The 18,550-nt window shown below is 68.5% G+C and carries 25 protein-coding genes and 1 tRNA gene; 19 read left to right on the plus strand and 7 right to left on the minus strand.

Features of this window, described 5'->3' with window-relative positions; all coding sequences use genetic code 11:
• Window positions 1-164 precede the first annotated feature (164 nt).
• Together amcB and amcA are read left to right on the plus strand one after the other, a co-directional pair.
• Window positions 165-1,268, plus strand: coding sequence for a cyclophane-forming radical SAM peptide maturase AmcB (amcB, locus tag KZ829_RS31135; RefSeq protein WP_308285736.1), 1,104 nt, complete (start codon window positions 165-167; stop codon window positions 1,266-1,268).
• Window positions 1,237-1,464 (plus strand): multiple cyclophane-containing RiPP AmcA, encoded by a 228-nt coding sequence (gene amcA, locus KZ829_RS31140; protein ID WP_220147423.1) that lies wholly within the window; start codon window positions 1,237-1,239, stop codon window positions 1,462-1,464. The genes amcB and amcA overlap by 32 nt, the downstream gene beginning before the upstream one ends.
• Before the next feature lie 124 nt (window positions 1,465-1,588).
• Here the strand turns inward: amcA and KZ829_RS31145 are convergent, their stop codons facing one another.
• The gene (locus KZ829_RS31145; RefSeq protein ID WP_220147424.1) at window positions 1,589-1,822 is read right to left on the minus strand and encodes a DUF3073 domain-containing protein; all 234 of its coding nucleotides are present in this window, start codon (window positions 1,820-1,822) and stop codon (window positions 1,589-1,591) included.
• 181 nt (window positions 1,823-2,003) lie between these two features.
• Window positions 2,004-3,068 carry a Glu/Leu/Phe/Val family dehydrogenase gene (locus tag KZ829_RS31150; protein ID WP_220147425.1) on the minus strand — a complete coding sequence of 355 codons (1,065 nt, stop codon included), beginning with the start codon at window positions 3,066-3,068 and terminating at the stop codon, window positions 2,004-2,006.
• A gap of 150 nt (window positions 3,069-3,218) precedes the next feature.
• Here KZ829_RS31150 and KZ829_RS31155 point away from each other — a divergent pair, with 150 nt between their 5' ends.
• Together KZ829_RS31155 and KZ829_RS31160 are read left to right on the plus strand one after the other, a co-directional pair.
• Window positions 3,219-4,058, plus strand: a complete 840-nt coding sequence (locus tag KZ829_RS31155) for a DUF8083 family protein (RefSeq protein WP_220147426.1) — start codon at window positions 3,219-3,221, stop codon at window positions 4,056-4,058.
• 281 nt (window positions 4,059-4,339) lie between these two features.
• The gene (locus tag KZ829_RS31160) at window positions 4,340-4,549 is read left to right on the plus strand and encodes a BldC family transcriptional regulator (RefSeq protein ID WP_014687221.1); all 210 of its coding nucleotides are present in this window, start codon (window positions 4,340-4,342) and stop codon (window positions 4,547-4,549) included.
• 130 nt (window positions 4,550-4,679) lie between these two features.
• Here KZ829_RS31160 and KZ829_RS31165 read toward each other — a convergent pair whose 3' ends face one another.
• Entirely contained in the window at window positions 4,680-5,051 is a 372-nt protein-coding gene (locus tag KZ829_RS31165) for a PPOX class F420-dependent oxidoreductase (RefSeq protein WP_204296677.1), read from the minus strand.
• An 18-nt stretch (window positions 5,052-5,069) separates the two neighbouring features.
• Between KZ829_RS31165 and KZ829_RS31170 the strand changes: the two genes are divergently transcribed.
• The 4 genes from KZ829_RS31170 (at window position 5,070) to KZ829_RS31185 (ending at window position 8,329) form a co-directional block, all read left to right on the plus strand.
• Window positions 5,070-5,846 (plus strand): class I SAM-dependent methyltransferase, encoded by a 777-nt coding sequence (locus KZ829_RS31170; RefSeq protein ID WP_220147427.1) that lies wholly within the window; start codon window positions 5,070-5,072, stop codon window positions 5,844-5,846.
• Window positions 5,843-6,409 (plus strand): RNA 2'-phosphotransferase, encoded by a 567-nt coding sequence (locus KZ829_RS31175; protein ID WP_183225711.1) that lies wholly within the window; start codon window positions 5,843-5,845, stop codon window positions 6,407-6,409. Before KZ829_RS31170 ends, KZ829_RS31175 begins: the two co-directional genes overlap by 4 nt.
• An 82-nt stretch (window positions 6,410-6,491) precedes the next feature.
• On the plus strand, window positions 6,492-7,073 hold the full coding sequence (locus KZ829_RS31180; RefSeq protein ID WP_220147428.1) for a hypothetical protein: 582 nt from the start codon (window positions 6,492-6,494) through the stop codon (window positions 7,071-7,073).
• The gene (locus KZ829_RS31185) at window positions 7,070-8,329 is read left to right on the plus strand and encodes a PrsW family intramembrane metalloprotease (RefSeq protein WP_220147429.1); all 1,260 of its coding nucleotides are present in this window, start codon (window positions 7,070-7,072) and stop codon (window positions 8,327-8,329) included. Before KZ829_RS31180 ends, KZ829_RS31185 begins: the two co-directional genes overlap by 4 nt.
• Before the next feature lie 5 nt (window positions 8,330-8,334).
• Here the strand turns inward: KZ829_RS31185 and KZ829_RS31190 are convergent, their stop codons facing one another.
• The gene (locus KZ829_RS31190; RefSeq protein WP_183225708.1) at window positions 8,335-8,580 is read right to left on the minus strand and encodes a hypothetical protein; all 246 of its coding nucleotides are present in this window, start codon (window positions 8,578-8,580) and stop codon (window positions 8,335-8,337) included.
• A gap of 199 nt (window positions 8,581-8,779) precedes the next feature.
• On the opposite strand from KZ829_RS31190, the gene KZ829_RS31195 reads away from it, so the two are divergent.
• From KZ829_RS31195 to KZ829_RS31205, 3 genes are read left to right on the plus strand one after another with little or no spacing between them, the layout of a single operon-like run.
• Window positions 8,780-9,130 (plus strand): hotdog fold thioesterase, encoded by a 351-nt coding sequence (locus KZ829_RS31195; protein ID WP_183225842.1) that lies wholly within the window; start codon window positions 8,780-8,782, stop codon window positions 9,128-9,130.
• Window positions 9,131-9,180: 50 nt separating this feature from the next.
• Entirely contained in the window at window positions 9,181-9,570 is a 390-nt protein-coding gene (locus KZ829_RS31200; protein ID WP_220147430.1) for a hypothetical protein, read from the plus strand.
• 21 nt (window positions 9,571-9,591) lie between these two features.
• On the plus strand, window positions 9,592-10,266 hold the full coding sequence (locus tag KZ829_RS31205; protein ID WP_220147431.1) for a DUF2786 domain-containing protein: 675 nt from the start codon (window positions 9,592-9,594) through the stop codon (window positions 10,264-10,266).
• Here KZ829_RS31205 and KZ829_RS31210 read toward each other — a convergent pair.
• Window positions 10,253-10,561, minus strand: a complete 309-nt coding sequence (locus KZ829_RS31210) for a hypothetical protein (RefSeq protein WP_220147432.1) — start codon at window positions 10,559-10,561, stop codon at window positions 10,253-10,255. The two genes, KZ829_RS31205 and KZ829_RS31210, sit on opposite strands and share 14 nt — an antisense overlap.
• A gap of 132 nt (window positions 10,562-10,693) precedes the next feature.
• Here KZ829_RS31210 and KZ829_RS31215 point away from each other — a divergent pair, with 132 nt between their 5' ends.
• The 4 genes from KZ829_RS31215 to KZ829_RS31230 all read left to right on the plus strand — a co-directional run bounded on the left by KZ829_RS31215 (window position 10,694) and on the right by KZ829_RS31230 (window position 14,903).
• Window positions 10,694-11,089 carry a hypothetical protein gene (locus KZ829_RS31215; RefSeq protein WP_220147433.1) on the plus strand — a complete coding sequence of 132 codons (396 nt, stop codon included), beginning with the start codon at window positions 10,694-10,696 and terminating at the stop codon, window positions 11,087-11,089.
• Between the two features lie 124 nt (window positions 11,090-11,213).
• On the plus strand, window positions 11,214-12,311 hold the full coding sequence (locus KZ829_RS31220; protein WP_220147434.1) for a calcium-binding protein: 1,098 nt from the start codon (window positions 11,214-11,216) through the stop codon (window positions 12,309-12,311).
• 163 nt (window positions 12,312-12,474) lie between these two features.
• Window positions 12,475-13,713 carry a calcium-binding protein gene (locus tag KZ829_RS31225; protein WP_220147435.1) on the plus strand — a complete coding sequence of 413 codons (1,239 nt, stop codon included), beginning with the start codon at window positions 12,475-12,477 and terminating at the stop codon, window positions 13,711-13,713.
• A 116-nt stretch (window positions 13,714-13,829) separates the two neighbouring features.
• Window positions 13,830-14,903 carry a calcium-binding protein gene (locus KZ829_RS31230; RefSeq protein WP_220147436.1) on the plus strand — a complete coding sequence of 358 codons (1,074 nt, stop codon included), beginning with the start codon at window positions 13,830-13,832 and terminating at the stop codon, window positions 14,901-14,903.
• 75 nt (window positions 14,904-14,978) lie between these two features.
• On the opposite strand, the gene KZ829_RS31235 is transcribed toward KZ829_RS31230, so the two are convergent.
• Window positions 14,979-15,278 (minus strand): hypothetical protein, encoded by a 300-nt coding sequence (locus tag KZ829_RS31235; protein ID WP_220147437.1) that lies wholly within the window; start codon window positions 15,276-15,278, stop codon window positions 14,979-14,981.
• Window positions 15,279-15,960: 682 nt separating this feature from the next.
• Here KZ829_RS31235 and KZ829_RS31240 point away from each other — a divergent pair.
• From KZ829_RS31240 to KZ829_RS31255, 4 genes are read left to right on the plus strand one after another with little or no spacing between them, the layout of a single operon-like run.
• A complete protein-coding gene (locus KZ829_RS31240) occupies window positions 15,961-16,374 on the plus strand; it encodes a hypothetical protein (protein ID WP_220147438.1) in 414 nt (137 codons plus the stop codon).
• Window position 16,375: 1 nt separating this feature from the next.
• Window positions 16,376-17,107 (plus strand): YbaB/EbfC family nucleoid-associated protein, encoded by a 732-nt coding sequence (locus KZ829_RS31245; protein ID WP_220147439.1) that lies wholly within the window; start codon window positions 16,376-16,378, stop codon window positions 17,105-17,107.
• Window positions 17,107-17,421: a type VII secretion target gene (locus KZ829_RS31250; protein ID WP_220147440.1), complete on the plus strand. Its 315-nt coding sequence runs from the start codon at window positions 17,107-17,109 to the stop codon at window positions 17,419-17,421. Before KZ829_RS31245 ends, KZ829_RS31250 begins: the two co-directional genes overlap by 1 nt.
• A 12-nt stretch (window positions 17,422-17,433) precedes the next feature.
• Window positions 17,434-18,222 carry a hypothetical protein gene (locus KZ829_RS31255; protein WP_220147441.1) on the plus strand — a complete coding sequence of 263 codons (789 nt, stop codon included), beginning with the start codon at window positions 17,434-17,436 and terminating at the stop codon, window positions 18,220-18,222.
• Window positions 18,223-18,463: 241 nt separating this feature from the next.
• Here KZ829_RS31255 and KZ829_RS31260 read toward each other — a convergent pair.
• Window positions 18,464-18,540, minus strand: a tRNA-Phe gene (locus KZ829_RS31260).
• Window positions 18,541-18,550: the final 10 nt, after the last annotated feature.

Consider the following 18,550-nt stretch of genomic DNA (forward strand, 5'->3'; position numbering starts at 1 on the left):
TAACCTGACCGGGCGGCCAGCGCCGCACGGTCCGACCCGGGCGGCTGGCGCCGCACGGGTCACTGGCTCAAGGTTTTCCACCGGGGCGAGCTGAGTGCGTATGTCAGCGGTCACCGGTGGAGGCCGGACGGAGGTGCGTGACCATGGCGGTCGCGTGGAGCGGGATGCGGGGCGTCTCGGCGGAGCCTGGGTACGTTGTCATGCAGCCCACTACGCTCTGCAATCTGGCGTGCGACTACTGCTACCTGCCGTTCCGGCGGGAGAACCGGAAGATGCCGGTGGCGGTGGCCGAGGCGGTGGCGGCCGGAGTCGCCGGCTTCGCGCGTACCGGGAGGTTCTCGGTCGTGTGGCACGGGGGTGAGCCGCTCGCGGCGGGCCGGGACCACCTGGCCGCGCTGTTCGCGCCGTTCGGCGCGGGTGTCGAGCATCACGTGCAGACCAACGCCACCCTGATCGACGACGACTGGTGCGAGTTCTTCACCGAGCACGACGTCCGCGTCAGCGTCAGCGTGGACGGGCCGCGCCGGCGTAACGGTGACCGGGTGGACCGGGGCGGCAAACCCGCCTACGACCTGATCATCCGAGGCATCGACCGGCTGCGCGCCCACGGCATCCCGTTCTCCACCCTGTGCGTGGTCGGTGATCCCGGTCCCGGCGTCGCCACCGAGCTGTACGAGTACTTCCTCGGCCTGGGCTGCGAGGTGCTCGGCATCAACGTGGAGGAGCTGGAGGGCGTCAACACCCGGCTGAACCGGCACGATCCGGCCGCGGTGAGCGCCTTCTGGGCCGAGCTGGTCGGAGCATGGCGCCGTGATCCGCGGATCCACCTGCGGGAGGTCGAGTGGTCGCTGCGCTACGCCGCGGCGGTCCTCGACGGCAGCGCCGACGAGCTGCTCCCGCGCCGGCACGACCCGATCCCGACGATCGCCCACGACGGGTCGGTGGTCCTGCTCTCGCCCGAACTGGCCGGCTTCCACGACCCGCGGTACGGCGACTTCACCAGTGGCAACGTGCTGACCACCCCACTGCCGGAGATCCTGGCCGGCGCCACCGGGACGCCCTGGATCCAGGAGTTCCTCCGCGGTGTCGAGGCATGCCGCGGCGCCTGCCCCTACTTCGGCTTCTGCGGTGGTGCACACGCGGCCAACCGGTACTTCGAACACGGCAGGTTCGACGTCACCGAGACGGACCACTGCCGGAACAGCAAGATTCGCCTATTGGAGGGAGTGCTGGACCATGCCCGAGATCACGAGGCCACGGCTGTCTGACGGCGTGGAGACGGATCCGGTGACGGCACGGGTGCACGACACCCGGGCCGGACTGGCCGCGCTCATCGCGGAGGCGGAAGCGGCCCGCAGACAGCGCGCCGAGGAGACGCCGCAGGATGGCGGGTCGGCGGTCTGCGCCTGGAACCACTTCGAGAACATTCCTACGTTCTACAACTGGAACAACCGGCCACGCTGACGCGTGATTCGGTCGAAGCCCACGCGGAGAGAGCCCGCGTGGGCTTCGTTGTCAACCGTAGGAATCGTGACCACGTGACACACCGGAGCACGCGGTCAATCCGCGTGCTCTGTGCCAAACGGGGTCAGCGCCGCCTTGTCGGCGACCAAGGGTCCTGCTCCCAGGTGTCCTGGTCGTCGTCTGCAGCGTCGTCCTCGTCATCGTCGACGAACTCGTCGTTGTCGTCGTCGAAGTGACGGTCCGATTGGCGGGCACCCGCCAATTCGCGCTGCAAGGCGGTGAGGTCGGTGTTCGGGGAGTGATACTTCAACTCCCGGGCCACCTTCGTCTGCTTGGCCTTAGCACGGCCGCGCCCCATGGCTCGACCCCCTCGCACAGAATTCGGGGCAGCCCGAAGGCGGTCCCCGATGACGTCAGGCATCTCTCGTGGGTCTTACGGTACATGGACGATGGCGCGTTCGGCACCTCGGGTTGCGTGTGACACTGCCGCGCGTCGCGGATGAGCTTCTCCAGCGGCGCGCGGCAGGCCCTCGAAGCCCTCAGCCGAGGTAGATCGAGCGGAGGCGGCCGACCTCCGCCATCCGCCGCTCAGCGAGCCGGTCGGCGGCGATCGCGGGCGGCACACCCTCGTCGCCGGCGAGCTGGAGGATGCGCCCGGTGGTCTCGAAGATCCCGGTGGCCCGCAGCTTGGCCCGCTCGAAGTTGAAGCCCTGGATCTCGTCGGCCACCTGGATGACGCCGCCGGCGTTCACCAGATAGTCCGGGGTGTAGAGGATGCCGCGGTCCTCCAGCAGCTTGCTGACGCCGGGGTGGGCCAGCTGGTTGTTGGCCGCGCCGGTCACCACCCGGGCACGCAGCACCGGGACCGTGTCGTCGTTCAGCGCGCCGCCGAGGGCGCACGGGGCGTAGACGTCGATGTCCGAGGTGATCAGGGCGGTCGTGTCCGGCACCAGCGTGATCTGCGGGTGGGTGGTGCGGGCCCAGGTACGGGCGGCCTCGCTGACATCGGTGGCGACCACCGTGGCGCCGTCGTCGAGCAGGTGCCCGCACAGGTACCGGCCGACCTTGCCGAGCCCGGCGACACCGACCGTGCGGCCCCGCAGCGACGGGGTGCCCCAGGTGTGCTCGGCGGCGGCGCGCATGCCCTGGAAGACGCCCCAGGCGGTGAGCACCGAGGAGTCGCCAGCGCCGCCGTGCTCCACGCTGCGGCCGGTCGCGTACCGGGTCTCGCGGGCGACCACGTCCATGTCCTGCACGTAGGTGCCGACGTCGCAGGCGGTGTAGTAGCGGCCGTTCAGGGACTCGACGAACCGCCCGTACGCCCGGAGCAGCGCCTCACTCTTCAGCCGGGCCGGGTCGCCCCAGATGACCGCCTTGCCACCGCCGAGGTCCAGTCCGGCCAGGGCGTTCTTGTAGGCCATGCCGCGGGAGAGCTTGAGCACGTCGGCGAGGGCGTCCGACTCGCTCTCGTACGGGTAGAAGCGGGTGCCGCCGAGCGCGGGACCGAGCGCCGTGGAATAGATGCCGATGATCGCCTTCAGGCCGGTCTCCCGGTCCTGACAGAAGACGACCTGTTCGTGCCCACTGGCGTCAAACACGTCCATGGTTGGACTCCTGATCTCTTGCGAGGCCTTCGTGGGGCCATGTTCCCGGCGGGGTTGAGCCGGTCACCAGGAGCGTAGTCGTGCGAATGGCGCGGCGATTACGTCCGTGCGGGAAGTTCCAGCCGGCCGATTTCGTGAAAGGATCGCGCCGTGCCGTCACTGTTCGCGTCGTACCTACGGGTTTACGAGCCACTGACCGCCTTCGACCGGGAGCGGCAGGTCTTCTGGCGTGAGTACGCGCGGGAGGGCCGCGACCTGGGCCTCGTGGAGGGCCCGGCCCGCCAGCGCACCGCCGTACTCGAGGCGCTCGGCGCCGGCTGGACCCGGCTGCCCGACCTGCCCGACGAGGCCTATGTCCTGGAGTGGGACGGCGCCGTGCTGGTCTGTCCGTGGAACCTGCGTCTGCGGGTGGCCGAGGCCGCGCTGAACGCGCGTGACGGTGTGCCGGCCGTGCTGGCCGACGCCTTCGTGCCGCCGGTGCTGGCCGGCCAGGCGAAGGCGGTGGTGGAGGACTGGCGCAGCGGCGCCAAGGTCCTCGAGCAGGGCGTGCCCCGGGTGCACGAGCAGATCTCCACGTGGGGTGTGCCGTTGCGCTGGTTCGCCTTCGTCGACCTGGAGGAGCGGGAGATCTCGCTGGCCAGCCGGCGGCGGGTGCTGCGCTACCGGACCGAGATCTCGAAGGCGCGGCGCCGTGCCCACCGGGCGGTCTCGGTGCTGCGCAAGTCGCTGGGCGACGCGCCGATCACCGAGGCGGTCGAGGAGGGCACCCGCTGGCTGGAGGAGTTCCATCCACGGTCGGTGGTGGAGCTCGACTACGGCGGCCTCGTCAACCTCCTACCGGAGGACAGCCTGACAGCGGACGATTCCCCCGGACTGGTGGCAGCCGGACTTTCGGCACTTTCTCGCGGTGACACTGAGTCAGCAACCGAGGCATATGAGGAGCTGGTGGCGCGCTGGCGTGTCGTCCAACTTCTTGAACGGTGCAATTGACCTGCGGAAATGGGACAGACGGGCACGTAACTCTGCCCATGGAAGCGCTCCCGAAGCGAGCACTCTTCGTAATCACTGCCGGGCGAAGCGTGATAATCGGACTAAACGAGACACTATCTGGCGTAGAAAACACGCAAAAATCGGGCATGCTTCATCCGTCTATCTGGGGACGTTCGTCCGTTCGGCCCATGTCGGACATCGGGGACTAGCCGGACCATGAGAGACGCACCGGCCGGCGGGACCCCGGCCGATGTTTTTAGGCACCTGTGGAGGAGTGACCGATGGCATCGCGTACGCACGATCCTGAGCCGCTACTAACGCCGGCCGAGGTGGCGTCGATGTTCCGTGTCGACCCGAAGACCGTGACTCGGTGGGCGAAGGCGGGCAAGCTCAGCGCAATTCGCACGTTGGGTGGCCACCGTCGCTATCGGGAGTCGGAGGTTCGTGCCCTGCTGCAGGGGCAGATTCCCACGCAGCGCCAGGGCGACTGACCCAGTCGACCGAAAATCGTTGCAAGGGGCGAACGCTGGGGAAGGCGATCGCCCCTTCTTCGTTTGAGGGCTTTGTTTGAAGGCGCCGGCATTCGTCGGCGCCTTCTTCCTTTTCCGGGGTACGGGTGAGTCAGTCGACCAATACGGCGACAGTGCCGTCGATGCCGCGTCGCAGTCGGCTGCCGAGCATGGTGAGCCGTCCGACGATTCCGTACTTCTTCTTGATGCCCTCGCCGACGCGCAGCCGGTCGTCGTGGTCGCCGATCCGCGCGGTCGCCTCGATCGCCTCGCCCGTGGGGTTGCCCCGCATGTCGCAGGCGGCCACCGTGACCCGGCCGCTGTTGCGGATCCGCTTCAGTTTTCCGCTGCCCGCCACGGTCCAGAAGCCCAGACCGGAGCCGTCGGGTATCACCCACAGCGGGGTCGGCACCGCCCGCCCGTCCCGGCGGAACGTGGTGAGCAGGACGTACTTCTCCGAGCCTAGTTGCTCCAGTGCGGCCATGCGTCAAGAGTAGTGACCATGACAGAGCCGACGACCGGTGACGCCTTCGGCGAGATGATCCGGGACGCGTACGCGGTGCACATCGGGGCCGGGCGGCGTCCCCTGGCCGGCGGGCGGTACCCGCGACCGGTGATCGAGGTGATCGAGCGCGACGACGGGCTGATCAACGGGGCGCTCGCGGCCCACTACCTGAGTGAGCCGGCGGACTGGCGGCCCTTCGACCACCGGGCCATGACGTTCTGCCGGGGCCGGGTGCTCGACGTCGGGGTGGGCGCCGGCCGGTCGGCCGTCGAGTTGCAGCGCCGGGGGATCGCGGTCACCGGGCTGGACACCTCGGCCGGCGCGATCGAGGTGGCCCGGAAGCGGGGGCTGCGCGACACCGTGTTGAACACGGTGGACGAGTTCTCCCGCGCCAGCGTCCGGTACGACACGTTCCTGCTGCTCGGCAACAACCTGGGGCTGATCGAGGGCCGGGAGCGGGCGCCGGCGTTCCTGGCCGCGCTGGCCCGGCTGGCGGCGCCCGGCGCGCGGATCGTGGCGCAGGGCACCGACCCGTACGGGACGACCGATCCGGTGCAGGTGGCCTATCACGAGGAGAACCGGGCCCGCGGGCGGTTCGGCGGGCAGCTGCGGATCCGGCTGCGCTACCGGGAGGTGGCCAGCGACTGGTTCGACTACCTGAACTGCTCGGTCGACGAGCTGGAGGAGCTGCTCAAGGGCACCGCGTGGCGCCTGAAATCCATCGACGACCACGACCACCCGTACTACCTTGCGGTCATGGAGTTGATGGAATGACAGTTCTCAACCGTGACCAGGTGCGCCTCAGCAAGCGGATGTCCCTGGTTCTGCGGCACCGGCCGGAGACGGCCGGCCTGACCCTCGACGCGAACGGCTGGGTGCCGGTCGCCGAGCTGCTGGCCGCCCTCGGCGTCACCCGGGCCGAGCTCGACCAGGTGGTCGCGCACAACGACAAGGCACGCTTCGCGGTGTCCACCGGCCCGGACGGGGTCGACCGGATCCGGGCCAGCCAGGGGCACTCCCGGCGGGTCGCCGTGGATCTCGATCTGCCGCCCGCGGTTCCGCCCGCCGAGCTGTTCCACGGCACCCCGCGGGCGAATCTGGAGGCGATCCTCCGGGAGGGGTTGCGCCCGCGGAGCCGTCATCACGTACACCTGTCGGTCGACGTGCCGACGGCCGTGACCGTCGGTCGCCGGCGCTCGCCGGACGTGGTCGTCCTCCGCGTCGCGGCGGGGGTGATGGCGGAGCAGGGGCACGTGTTCCACCGCAGTGACAACGGGGTATGGCTTACCGCGATCGTGCCGTCACAGCACTTATCGGAAAAACGGACAAATCCGTAATCTGCCAGGTTGATCGACCATCCACTGTGTCCGGACTCCGGTTCTCCGGACAGCGGCGGGTCGCCGCCGTTAGCTTGGACGGATGGGGAGGGTCACTCGGCGTCAGCTCACCGACCTGCCCGGCATCCTGAGTCTGCTCATCGCACTCGCGCTGGCATCGATTCTGGCCGTTCTCGCCTTCGGTCTCCCCGCCCTGGACCGGGCCGTTCCGGCCGAACGACCGGTCGCCGCCGGTGAGCCCTACCGGGTCGCCGCGGGCGTGACGATCGTGCCGCCGGACGGGGCGAGCCTCGACGCCACCGGCACCAGGCCGGGCGCCGAGCGCGGGACCGCACTGTTCCGGCTCGGCCGCGTGCAGTACGCGATCGGCGTCGAACCCTTCGAAGGCGACCTCACCGCCGCGGCCGTCCGGCTGCGACAGCGCATCACCGGCACCTCCGGGAACCAGGTCACCGGCACCCACCTCACGGTCTCCACGGCCGGTGGGCTCGCCGGGGTCGAGGGCGGGTACACCGCCGGTGACCGGGACGGGCGGTACGCGGTCTTCGTCGCCGACGGGCTCATCATCGAGGTCATGGTCAGCGGGAACGACGCCGACCTGGAGAGGGCGCTCCCGCGGATCGACGCCAGCACCCGCACCCTGCGCTACGAGACGGAGAAATGAGCGACGCCGTCCGGCCCGGGACCACCCGGTCGGCAGCGTTCCTCCGGCAGCCCGCGTTCTGGGTGGTCATCACGATCCTGGCGGCCGGCGCCGTACGGATCTCCCAGATCGCCGTGCTGTTCTTCACCGCCTACCCGGTGGCCACGACCACCGCGATCCTGCTTTTCGCCCTGCTCGCCGTACCGTTCTGGCTGTTCGTCTCGGAATTGGACTTCCTGGAACGCGAGCCACCGAGCCTGCGCGTGCTCGCCTTCGCCTGGGGCGGCCTGGTCGCCACCAGCGTGTCGATCCCGGGCAGCATCGCGCTGGACAACCTGATCGCCAAGCTCGGCTCGCCCGACCTCGCCGCCGAGTGGGGCGCCGCTCTGGCCGGGCCGACGGTCGAGGAGATCGCCAAGACGCTCGGTGTGGTCGCGATCGTGCTGATCGCCCGGGCACAGGTCAACAGCGTGCTCGACGGCATCGTCTACGGGGCGCTGGTCGGCCTGGGTTTCCAGATCGTCGAGGACGTGGTCTTCGCGATCGGGGCGGTACAGCAGGCCGGCGAGGGCGACCAGGTGCAGCCGGTGATCACCACGTTCCTGGTTCGTGGGTTCCTGGCCGGGGTCTGGAGCCACACCCTGTTCGGCGCCCTGGCCGGGGCCGGCATCGGCTATCTGGTGGTGAACCGGCACCGGTCCCGCGGTCGCCGGATCGCGGTCGCCGCCCTGGCCCTGTTCGCGGCCTGGGCCTCGCACTCGCTGTGGAACTCGCCGCTGTTCCGGGAGAGCCTCGGTGACGGCGCGCCGGCCCTGCTCGCGGTGCTCGTCTTCAAAGGGTTACCGCCATTACTGCTGGTCCTCTACCTGGTGCGGCGGGCGCACGACCGGGAGGCGGCCTACTACGTGGGAGTCCTGGCCACGGTCCGCGACCCGGCACTGATCACCGAGGGTGAGCTGCGGGTGCTCGGGTCCGGCTCCCGGCGGGGCGCGGCCCGGCGGCACGCCGCGGTGCACGCGGGCCGAAAAGCCAGATCAGCGGTACGCCGTCTGCAGCGCGCCCAGGCCGCCCTCGCCGTCGCGCTGAGCCGTGACCCGGACGGGCCGGCCGAAGCGGAGGCCACCGCGGTACGCGAGCACCGCGCCACCCTCGCCGCTCTCGGGCATCCGGAGGCGGTCGAGGGGGCACGATCCTGGCGGCACACCGCCTCGACGGTGGGCACCGCCGCGGTGGCCATCGCCGTGCTGTGGGTGGCGCTGTCAGCTCTGGGGAGTTGACGGCGTCAGGCCGGGGGAAGGCCGCCGTCCCCGTCGACGATCACGTCCGGGGTGCCGTCCTCGTCCAGGTCGACCATGGTCAGGTCGACCTTCCCGTCCCCGTCGGTGTCGAACTGGTAGAGGTCGGGCTTGCCGTTGCCGTCGGTGTCCGACACCCAGACGTCCGGCCGGCCGTCGCCACTCGTGTCCTTGGCGAGCAGGTCGACGCGATCGTCGCCGCGGGTCTCCACGGTCTCCTGCGGATCGGTCATGGTGCTCCTCTCGTCGGCCGAGGGGCCGGCCGTCACGGCCGCTCAGTACCCATCGGTTCAATCGGTCAGTCCCCGGTCCTGTGATGGTTGTCGCTGGTCCGGCCCGGCGACGGGCGTAACGTACGCCGACGTGGATATTGCTGAAGACGGCAAGCAACACCTGTTCACCAGCGGTGGCGGCGGTGCGCTCGCGGAACGGATGGGCATCGAGATCACCGAGGCCACCGCGGAACGGGTCGTAGGCATCATGCCCGTCGAGGGCAACACCCAGCCGTACGGTCTGCTGCACGGCGGTGCGTCCTGCGTGCTCGCCGAGACGCTCGGCTCGGTCGGTGCGGTGCTGCACGGGCGGACCGTGGACCGGCCGTTCGCCGTCGGCGTCGACATCAACGCCACCCACCACAAGGCGGCCCGCTCCGGGCTGGTCACCGGCGTGGCCGTTCCGGTCCACCGGGGCCGGGCGGTGGCGACCTACGAGGTGGTCATCACCGACGAGGGCGGCGACCGTGTCTGCACCGCCCGGATCACCTGTCTTCTCCGTGGTGCCTGAATTCCCTCGTCGCCGTGCGTTCCTTGACGGTCCGACGTACCTTTTCTGACGTGACCGAAGTACCACAGCACGCATTCGACGACGCCGCGCAGGTTCTGCAGTGTGCGCTCAGCGGCGACAGCGCGGCTGTGGCCGACACCTTCGACGCGGTCGTCGACCGGGACGGTGTCGTCGGTGCCTGGGACGTCGCCTGGTGCCTCGCGGCGACCATGGTCGGGCAGGTTCCCGGCGGTGGCGCCTGGACCCTCGAGTTCCCCGGGATCGACGACGCGCGCTACGACAAGCGGTGGGTGGCCCGGTTCGTCAGTGCGTATGTGAACGGTGACTTCCCGACCGGTGAGGCGCTGTTCGGTGCGGCGATCGCCGACGGGACCCTGCCGGACTGCCTGCTCGCGCTGGCCGGGTCGACGGTCGCGACACTGCGCCATCGGGCCGCGTGACCTGCTTCACGCGTACCTCTGATGTCTGACGCCCTGCTGGCCCGGGTGCGCAAGCTGCTCGCCATGGCCGAGGATCCGGCCTGTACGCCCGGCGAAGCCGAGGCGTTCACCGCGAAGGCCGCCGAGCTGATCGCCAAATACGGTGTCGACCAGGCGATGGTCGCCGCCGAGGATCCCACGGCCGACCCGGTGGGCGACCGGGTCGTCACCGTCGATCCGCCCTACGCGCGGGACAAGGCCGGACTGCTCGCCGCCGTAGCCGCCCCGATGCGCTGCCGGGTGGTCCATCTCGAGCGGCGCGGGCTGGCCCGCAGCCACCTCTTCGGGCACACGGCCGATCTGGAGCGGGTCGAGTTGCTCTTCACCTCTCTTCTGGTGCAGGCCGCGCACGGCCTCGCCGCCAGCCCGGTGCCGGAGGGCGAGCACGCGGCGGCCTACCGCCGATCGTGGATGGCCGGTTACACCCAGGCGATCAGCGGGCGGCTCTGGGCGGCCGAACGATCCGCGGCAGCCGCGACGCCGGGCGCGGAGATCGTGCTCGTCGACCGGACCGACCTGGTCGAGCGCCGGCGGGACGAGGCCTACCCCCAACTGGCCCGGATGCGGCCGCGACGGTTGCGGGGCAGCGGGATCCTCCGCGGCTTCCAGGCCGGGCAGGTCGCCCACCTGGGCGGCACCGAGGTCACTTCGATTTGAGGTAGAGCGCCTTCGCGTACTGAGCGGCGGCGGCGTTGTTGTACATCGACGCCTGTGACATGAAGAAGCTGTTGTCGGCGATCGCGCGAGCCGCCTGTGACGTGCCGGACCAGCGGATGTCCGCCTCCGCCTCGGAGAGGCCGCGAGCCTTGAACTGGCGGCGCATCGCCATCTTCCCGGCGCGGAACGCCTCGGCCGCCTCCTCCGCGTGCTTCATGCACGACAGCGCCTTCTCGCTGAGCGCCTCAGCGAGCGTGTAGGCCGCCTGCTCCGCATCGTTCGTGAAAGTCTGCACGACGACGCCTCCTCGCGTCCGGGTTGACCGATCCCGATAACACACTCTGGAGGAACGGGCGGGACCGTACAAGGCCCGTTCGCGGACCTGTGGACAACCGTGTGCGGACGCGCTGAGATAACTTCTCGCTTCATGACCGACGGGGAAGTGTTCGATGTGGAGCGGAATCGGCGCTGGCTCCTGCTTCTGGCGGTGGCCGCGGTCACGCTGATCCTCGGAGCGGCCTCGGCCACCGGGGTCATGTACTACGCCGGCTGGCGGCACACGCCCGAGCGCGAGTTCACCGTCGCGGTGTACATGGTGCCGGACGCGAGCGTGGAGGAGCGCTCGGCGGTGCGGGAGGCGCTCGGCGGGTTGCCGGCCGTCGACGGGGTGCGGGTGGAGGACGAGGCTCTTCGTCTGACCGCGCTGGGGCGTGACTTCGACTGCTCGCCGATTCCGGTGCTCCGTGCGTCGGCGGGGGTGGACCGGGTGCGGGTCACGATGCGCCCGCTCGGCCGCCGGGTGGGGGCTGTACTCGGCTGCTGACACACGTACGAAATGATTTAGTGACATGCGTCACTGCAAACGGGCGAGCGGGCCGAAACGGTAACGTTCTACGATCCTTCTTCGTGGACGGCTTCCGCCCGCTCTCGAACGGGGAGTTTTTTCGATGTCTCTGATCAACCGCAAGACTCTTGCCGCTGTTGGCGCCACCGCCATCGCGATCGCCACCACCGCTCTCTTCGCGACCCCGGCCCAGGCGGCGGCTTCGGCCGGCCTCGCCAAGGTCGTCGGCACCAAGACGGTCCAGTTCCAGGCCCTTCTCGGTAAGTCGAACTCGGTGAAGCTGACCATCTCCGGTCGCACCGTGACGATCACCGACAAGGTCGCCATCAAGGCCGGCAAGGGCTGCAAGTCGGTCAACTCGAAGAAGGTTCGCTGCACCACCAAGGTGAAGACCGCGAAGCTGAACGTCGCGCTGGGCGACAAGAACGACTACGTGCGCAACTACACCAACGTCTACATGCTCGCCGACGCCGGCTCCGGCAACGACACCGTGATCGGTGGCAACGCCAGCGAGGAGCTGCAGGGCGACAGCGGCAACGACAAGCTCTACGGCAACGGCGGCAACGACAAGCTGTTCGGCGAGACCGGCAACGACTACATCGTGGGCGGCGCCGGGAACGACCGGGCCTCGGGCTGGACGGGCGCCGACAAGCTCTACGGCAACGCCGGTCTCGACAACCTCCACGGTGGAAGCGGGAACGACCTCCTCAACGGCGGCACCGAGGTGGACGTCCTCAGCGGTGCCGACGGCAACGACTACCTCTTCGGTGGCACCGGCGAGTACGTCTCCGGCGGCGACATCTACGGTGACACCTTCTACGGTGACGCGGGCAACGACGTGATCTACGGCGAGGGTGACACCGACATCATCGAGGGTGGCACCGGCAACGACCGGATCTCGGCCGGTGCCGACCTGGACGTCGTCAAGGGCAACGACGGCAACGACTCCATCTGGGGTGACGACGGCGACGACCTGCTCGCCGGCGACGACTACACCTTCTACGGCGACACCTTCCTCGCGGTCGGCAGCGCCTCCGCGGCCGACCGGGTCAACGGTGGCAACAACTCGGACCTGTGCCTGGTGACGGGCTCTTCCACGACCAGCCTCTGCGAAGGGGTCGTGACCGACTCGGCGGGCCTCTCGGTGGCCGGCAAGGCCGGCGACTTCTCCCGCTTCGCCAAGATCCGCGCGGCGAAGTAGGTAACACCTACCTTTCGAACGGCCCGGCTGCTTCTCCGGCCGGGCCGTTCCTTCTCTTCTGTGGATCATCTGTTCGGCCGAGGCGCGTCGAAACGGTAGCGTTCTACGATCCTTGCCGATGTGTCAGCGGCACCGACCCTGACCAGTGCTCACGGGGGATCACATGTTCCTGATCAATCGCAGGATGCTGGCCGTCATCGGCGCCGGCGCCGCCGCGGTCGCTTCCACCGCCTTCCTCGGCGCGCCCGCGCAGGCGGCCGCCGGCGGTGCGGCCAAGGTCGTCGGTAGCAAGACCGTCCAGTTCCGGGCCGTCACCGGCAAGGCCAACGGCCTCACCATCACCATTTCCGGCCGGACCGTCACGCTCGACGACAAGGTCGCCATCACCCCCGGCAAGGGCTGCAAGGCCGTCTCCGGGGACCGGACCAAGGTCCGCTGCACCACCTCGGCCAAGACCGCGACCCTCGACGTCAACCTCGGCGACAAGAACGACTGGGTGCGCAACAAGACCTCGGTCCACCTGGTGGCCACCGGCAGCCTGGGCAACGACACCCTGATCGGCGGCGCGGCGGGCGAGGAGCTGCGCGGTGGCGGCGGCAACGACACGCTGTACGGCAACGGCGGCATCGACAAGCTGTACGGCGAGGGCGGCAACGACACCCTGCGCGGCGGGACCGGCTACGACCAGATCTATGCGGGCACCGGCAACGACCGGGCGTACGGCGAGGCCGGCGACGACATCATCGAGGGCGCGAGCGGAAGCGACGTCGTGCTCGGCGGTGCGGGGGGCGACCTCGTCAGGGGCGGCTCCGGCAACGACAGCATCTACGGCGAGGCCGGCGAGGACTTCCTGATCGGTGAGGACGGCGACGACCGGATCCTCGGTGGCGCCGACGCCGATTCGGTCCTGGCCGGTGCGGGCCGGGACGTCGTCTACGCGGGCGCCGGTGAGGTGACCTACGTCGACGAGGAGGGCGAGTTCGTCTTCGGCGACTACGTCGACGGCGGTGCGGGCGACGACCGGCTCTTCGGTGAGGGCGACGTCGACGTCCTGTTCGGATCCGAGGGCGACGACCTGATCGATGCCGGCACCGGTGACGACGTCGCGTTCGGCGAGGGCGGTAACGACGCGATCTACGGCAGCGACGGCGACGACATCCTGGTGAACGAGGACGTCGACGAGAACGACGCGCCGATCGGCAGCGCCACCGCGACCGACCTGGTCAACGGCGGCGCCCACGCGACCATCGGCGACATCTGCCTGGTGACCCCGGGCGCCCGGACCGCCGGCTGCGAGCTCTTCGAGTTCCCCGAAAAGACGGGCACCCTCTCGGTTGCCCCGTCGGCGGAGGTCGCCACGATCCTCGACCGGGTCGCGAAGATCCGGGCCTCGTACACCTGACGTCAGTCCAGTGATGTGAGTCACTAAATATAGGCATGACGTCGAAACGGTACCGTTCTATTATCATCGGCATCACTGGCTGGGGTTCCGGCCGGGTTCATCACGGGGGTTCCTACATGTACCTGCCCAACCGCAAGCTCCTCGCCATGATCGGCGCGACCGCCGCGGCCGTCGGCTCCACCGCTCTGCTCGCCGCCCCGGCTCAGGCCGCCGCGGTCGGCTCGGCGAAGGTCGACGCGTACGGCGTGGTCAGCTTCGCTGCCTCGACGGGCAAGACCAACGGGCTCACCATCACCGTCTCCGGCCAGACCGTCACCCTCGACGACCTGGTCACCATCAAGGCCGGCGCCGGATGTGCCGCGGTCGCCGGTGACAAGACCAAGGTCACCTGCACCGCCACGAAGATCAGCTCCCTCTCCGTCAACCTCGGCGACAAGAACGACTGGGTCAAGAACAAGACCGCGTTGGGGATCTCCATCGACGGCGGCGCCGGCAACGACACCCTCGTCGGCGGCTCGGCGAACGACCGCATCGTCGGCGGCAGCGGCAACGACAAGATCTACGGCGGCGCCGGCGGCGAGGTCATCTACGGCAACTCCGGCAACGACATCGTCTACGGCGGCGCGGGCACGGACAACGTCTCCGGCGGCACCGGCAACGACAAGATCTACGGCCAGGACGGCGACGACCGGCTCTACGGCGGCGCGGGTGCCGACCTGCTGAACGGTGCGGCGGGCCTGGACAAGATCTACGCGGGCGCGGGCAACGACAAGGTGTACGCGGGCGCCGGTGTCGCTGTCCCGGGCGACCCGTACCGTCTCGGCGACGAGGTCTTCGGCAACTCGGGCAACGACACGATCTACGGCGAGAGTGGCGAAGACCTGATCGAGGCCGGTTCCGGCAACGACATCGTCGACTCCGGCTCCGGTGATGACGCCGTGCTCGGCCAGTCCGGCAACGACACCATCAAGGGCGGCTCCGGCGACGACATTCTCGTCGGCGAGAACATCAACAGCCAGTTCCAGGCGATCGGCAGCGCCAGCGCCAAGGACAAGGTGACCGGTGGCTCCGGCGTCGACATCTGCCTCGTTCTCAAGAGCGGCAAGGCATCCTGCGAGTACCGGTCGGTGCCCGACTCGCCCTACGGTGTGACCGCCTCGTCTGCGGGCATCCTCGGCCGTCTCTCCTGATCAGCGTTTCTCACCGGGACGGCCCGGCCGCGTTCAGCGGCCGGGCCGTTTCCCTTTCCAAGAGCAGAACCGGGATCAGTACGACGACGACGGGTCGTATCCGAGGGTATTGATGATCGTCGTAACGAGGAGCGCGATGCCCATCCCGATGGCGACGAAGACGGCTATCCCGATCAGCGCCATCACCACGCTCTTCCCGGCGCCGAGCAGATCCCCGCGCATGATCTTGCCGTAGTCGGTGCGCTGCCACACGATCGGCGGCAACTTGCCGCCGCCGGACGAGGCCGTCCCCGTAGGTATCGGGGCATCATGACTCGACCCGATCCGGTAGCCGTTCTCCCCGGAACCCTTAGCTGACGAAGTCGCCTGCACCATGATGCCGCCTCCTTTGGCCACAACCAGCGCGATAGTTGTCCCTCACATCGGCAGGGAACAGGCACGCCGACAGGGGCCGTTCGACCCGTCTTCGCCGCCGGGCCCAGCCCGCGGCAATAGCCGTCCCGATGTGCAGAGCCCGGAGAAAGGCGAAGCCCGCAACCGCCTGATCGCGGGTGAGGGCTTGCATACCGAGTTTCGGTGATGGTGTCCCGGGGCGGGGTCGACCCGCCGGCCTTACGATTTCAGCCAGGGACATAAGGACAGGTCAGCACGGGTGAAAGACCGGGGCGACGATCCTGCCGTGGTGAACGCGCCGCCTGGATGGCCCGCCGCCACACCGAATCGGTGAGGAGTTGGCCCTGGGCCTGGTCCGCAACGCCACCACACCATCCCGGAATACATCGCAGCGTTGGCCCGAACCAGCTTCGCCCGACTGCGTGCGTGGATGAAGATCGCCGAGGCAGCGCGCGTTCAAGTGCATCCTGACTGTCGGATTCCCGGTAAGCGATGTTCCGAAGCCGCGGTGAACCAACCCGTCCACGAGGGCGTGTACGACTGTGGATAGGTCGGCTTCCATCTCTAGGGATCTGTGCGACCAGTTGACTACGCAAGTAGCCACTCGCGCACATAGCTGACCCGAACACCCTGTCGGACAGCTCGTGGACGAGGAGTAGGCGCCATGGCCGGGCGAACGAGTCGCGGGGAACGCTTCGGTGGCTTCACCCTGCTGATGCTGTGCAGCACGGCTTCGATATTGCTGCTGACCGTGGCGCTCCTGGTGACATCCTCCGATGATGTCGCAGACGCGACGCTCTTCGGTCGGCTCGGGACCCTGATTGTGACCGTCGGGGCCGCCATTGTGGTTTGCGCATCGGCCGTCATTGCTCGGCACACCACCGGATCCGCGACGCGTGCGATCGCCGTGGCAATGTCGATCGTCGCTGCTGCTCTTGTGGCGGTGATGGCGTTCCTCTTCCTGTTCGCCGACAGTGCTCAGTTCGCCGTGGGCCTACTGCTGACTTGCGCGGCTGTGCTGGTTGCTCTGGGAGGCCGTGCGGTCGTGCAGGCGTCCGGAACGAGAGAGGCGCGCTGAGGTGGATTCGGATCTGACGCAACGCTTGCAGAGGCTTCAGCAGCGTGCCGCCGAACTGGGCCAACTGGCAAGCGAGTTGGCGTCTGCCGCACCCGAACGGTCGGAAGGCTATGACGCGAGCGGACGCGTGTCGGTGGTACTCGGGCGAGATGGGCTGCCGACTGATATTCAGGTGCGGGATCGGTGGCAGGACCGGATGGAGCCGGAACAGCTAGGACAGGCGGTTCTCGACGCCACCCACGACGCCGGACAGGCAGCAACCCAGGCATTTACTGGAAGCCTGGATGAACGCCGTTGGTGGAGGCGCCGGCAGGAAGCGGACGCAGGGCCTCAGGAGGGTCCGTTCCGAAGCAACGGGCCGGTGCCCAGGTCGCCCGTGGGACGTCGGCAGCTGGACGGTGAGTTCAACGAGAAGATCATGAGGACCCTGCGCGCAACTGCGAGCCAAGCGAACGAGCCGTCTCCGGTTGTCGAGGTCGAGGGAACGGATGACGGACATCATGTCATGTTGACGCTGAACTCCGGTGGTCTCAGTGAGTGCTTCATCGAGCCGGACTGGGCGCGTAATCGCACGGCCAGCCTGATCACCGATGGCCTCTTGACCGCACTACGTCGTGCCAGGCGCAAGTTGCCGCCGTCCGATGGAGTGAAAGCCGACCTCGATGCCTTGATCGGTGATGCTCTGGCCACGTTGAACGCCTTCGCCCGGCAGCCGACGAGTGGGGACTCGTGATGGGCCTGCCCAGTTCGGAAGACGTGTCGCTGGCAACTGAGGCTTTGCGCTCCGAGGCATCGGTATGGGCTGCGCAGGGCGGGAGGCTCGCCGAACTCGGCGCACAGGTCGAGGCCATGGAGTTCGGCCGGGTCGAGGCCGGCCTGTTTCAGATCATGGTGAGCCCGTACAACGAAGTCGTTCGAGCCATGGCTGCACGCTGCATGGAGGGCCGGGATGCGATGACGGATATGGCCGGCACGCTACGCCGTGCGGCGGATGTTTACGAGTCCGAAGACCGGGCGGGCGCGCACCGGATCAAGGATGTCTACTGAATCGGGGAAACGATGTTCAGCCTGGCACAGTACGAGGCAGTAATCGGCGAGATCGAGCGCGGAACGAAGACCTTTGAGGCCAGACTCGCCGAGGTGATCCCCGCGGCCGACAGCGCCTCCAGCCAGTGGTACGTGGCCGAGGTCCTGGGGGAACTGCTCCAGTGGATCGCCCGGGAGACTGTCGAACTGGGGACCGAGATCCTCAACTTCATCCTGGATGTGTTCAAGGGCACCACCGCGCCGATCTTCATGTTCATGGATGCGTACAAGTGGATGGACCTCAAGGCTGCCGCGAACGGGGTTTCAGCCGACATCACCACCCAAAATCTGGTGATCGACAACTCCGATTGGTCCGGCAAGGGGCGCGAGGCCTACCTCGGTGCAGCAGCAGCCCAATCCGCCGCCGCCGGCCGCATCGGATCCATTGCCAAGACCACGTCCGACAACCTCATGCTGTGCGCCGGTGCTGGTCTGGCCTTCTACATCGTGGTCGCAGGCGTGATCGCAAAGCTCATCGCCGAGGTGGTCGCCGCCACCACAGCCATCAGCACGGCTGTCTTCTCCGCCGTCGGCGCGATGATCTTCCTGGAGTCTGGAGCCGTCAACACGATGGCCATCGCGACGGCTGTCGGCGTACTCGCTGCCTTCCTCGGAACACAGGTCAACGCCCTGATCACCCTTCATGGCGAGGCAGTCGATCCCATCAGCTTCCCGAATGGGGTATGGCCGAATTCCAACAGCGCGCAGTACAACGACGGGACAGTCAAGGACGGCGACGCTGACTGGTCGCTCAAGGACTAGCGAACACGCAGCACCAGCACCGTACTGCTGAATTGATCTCTGGCTACCGCGGTGTGCGGGTCACAGCGGCGGTCGGGGCAGAGGCGGATCGGTGTGCGGCGAAGGTCCGACCTGGGACGGCGATCATGGGGAATCGGCGGTCACCAGAGGTCGACTTCGCGATGGCGAAACAGCCCCGGAAAGCAAAACGTCCACCGCGCGAAAACGCTGGTGGACGGTGCTCAGTGCCCGGCGAAGAGCCTGGTGGCCAGGGGCGGGGTCGAACCGCCGACCTTCCGATTTTCAGTCGGACGCTCGTACCAACTGAGCTACCTGGCCGTTAACTTGC

It is taken from the genome of Actinoplanes hulinensis (assembly GCF_019429605.1).
Lineage (GTDB): Bacteria > Actinomycetota > Actinomycetes > Mycobacteriales > Micromonosporaceae > Actinoplanes > Actinoplanes campanulatus.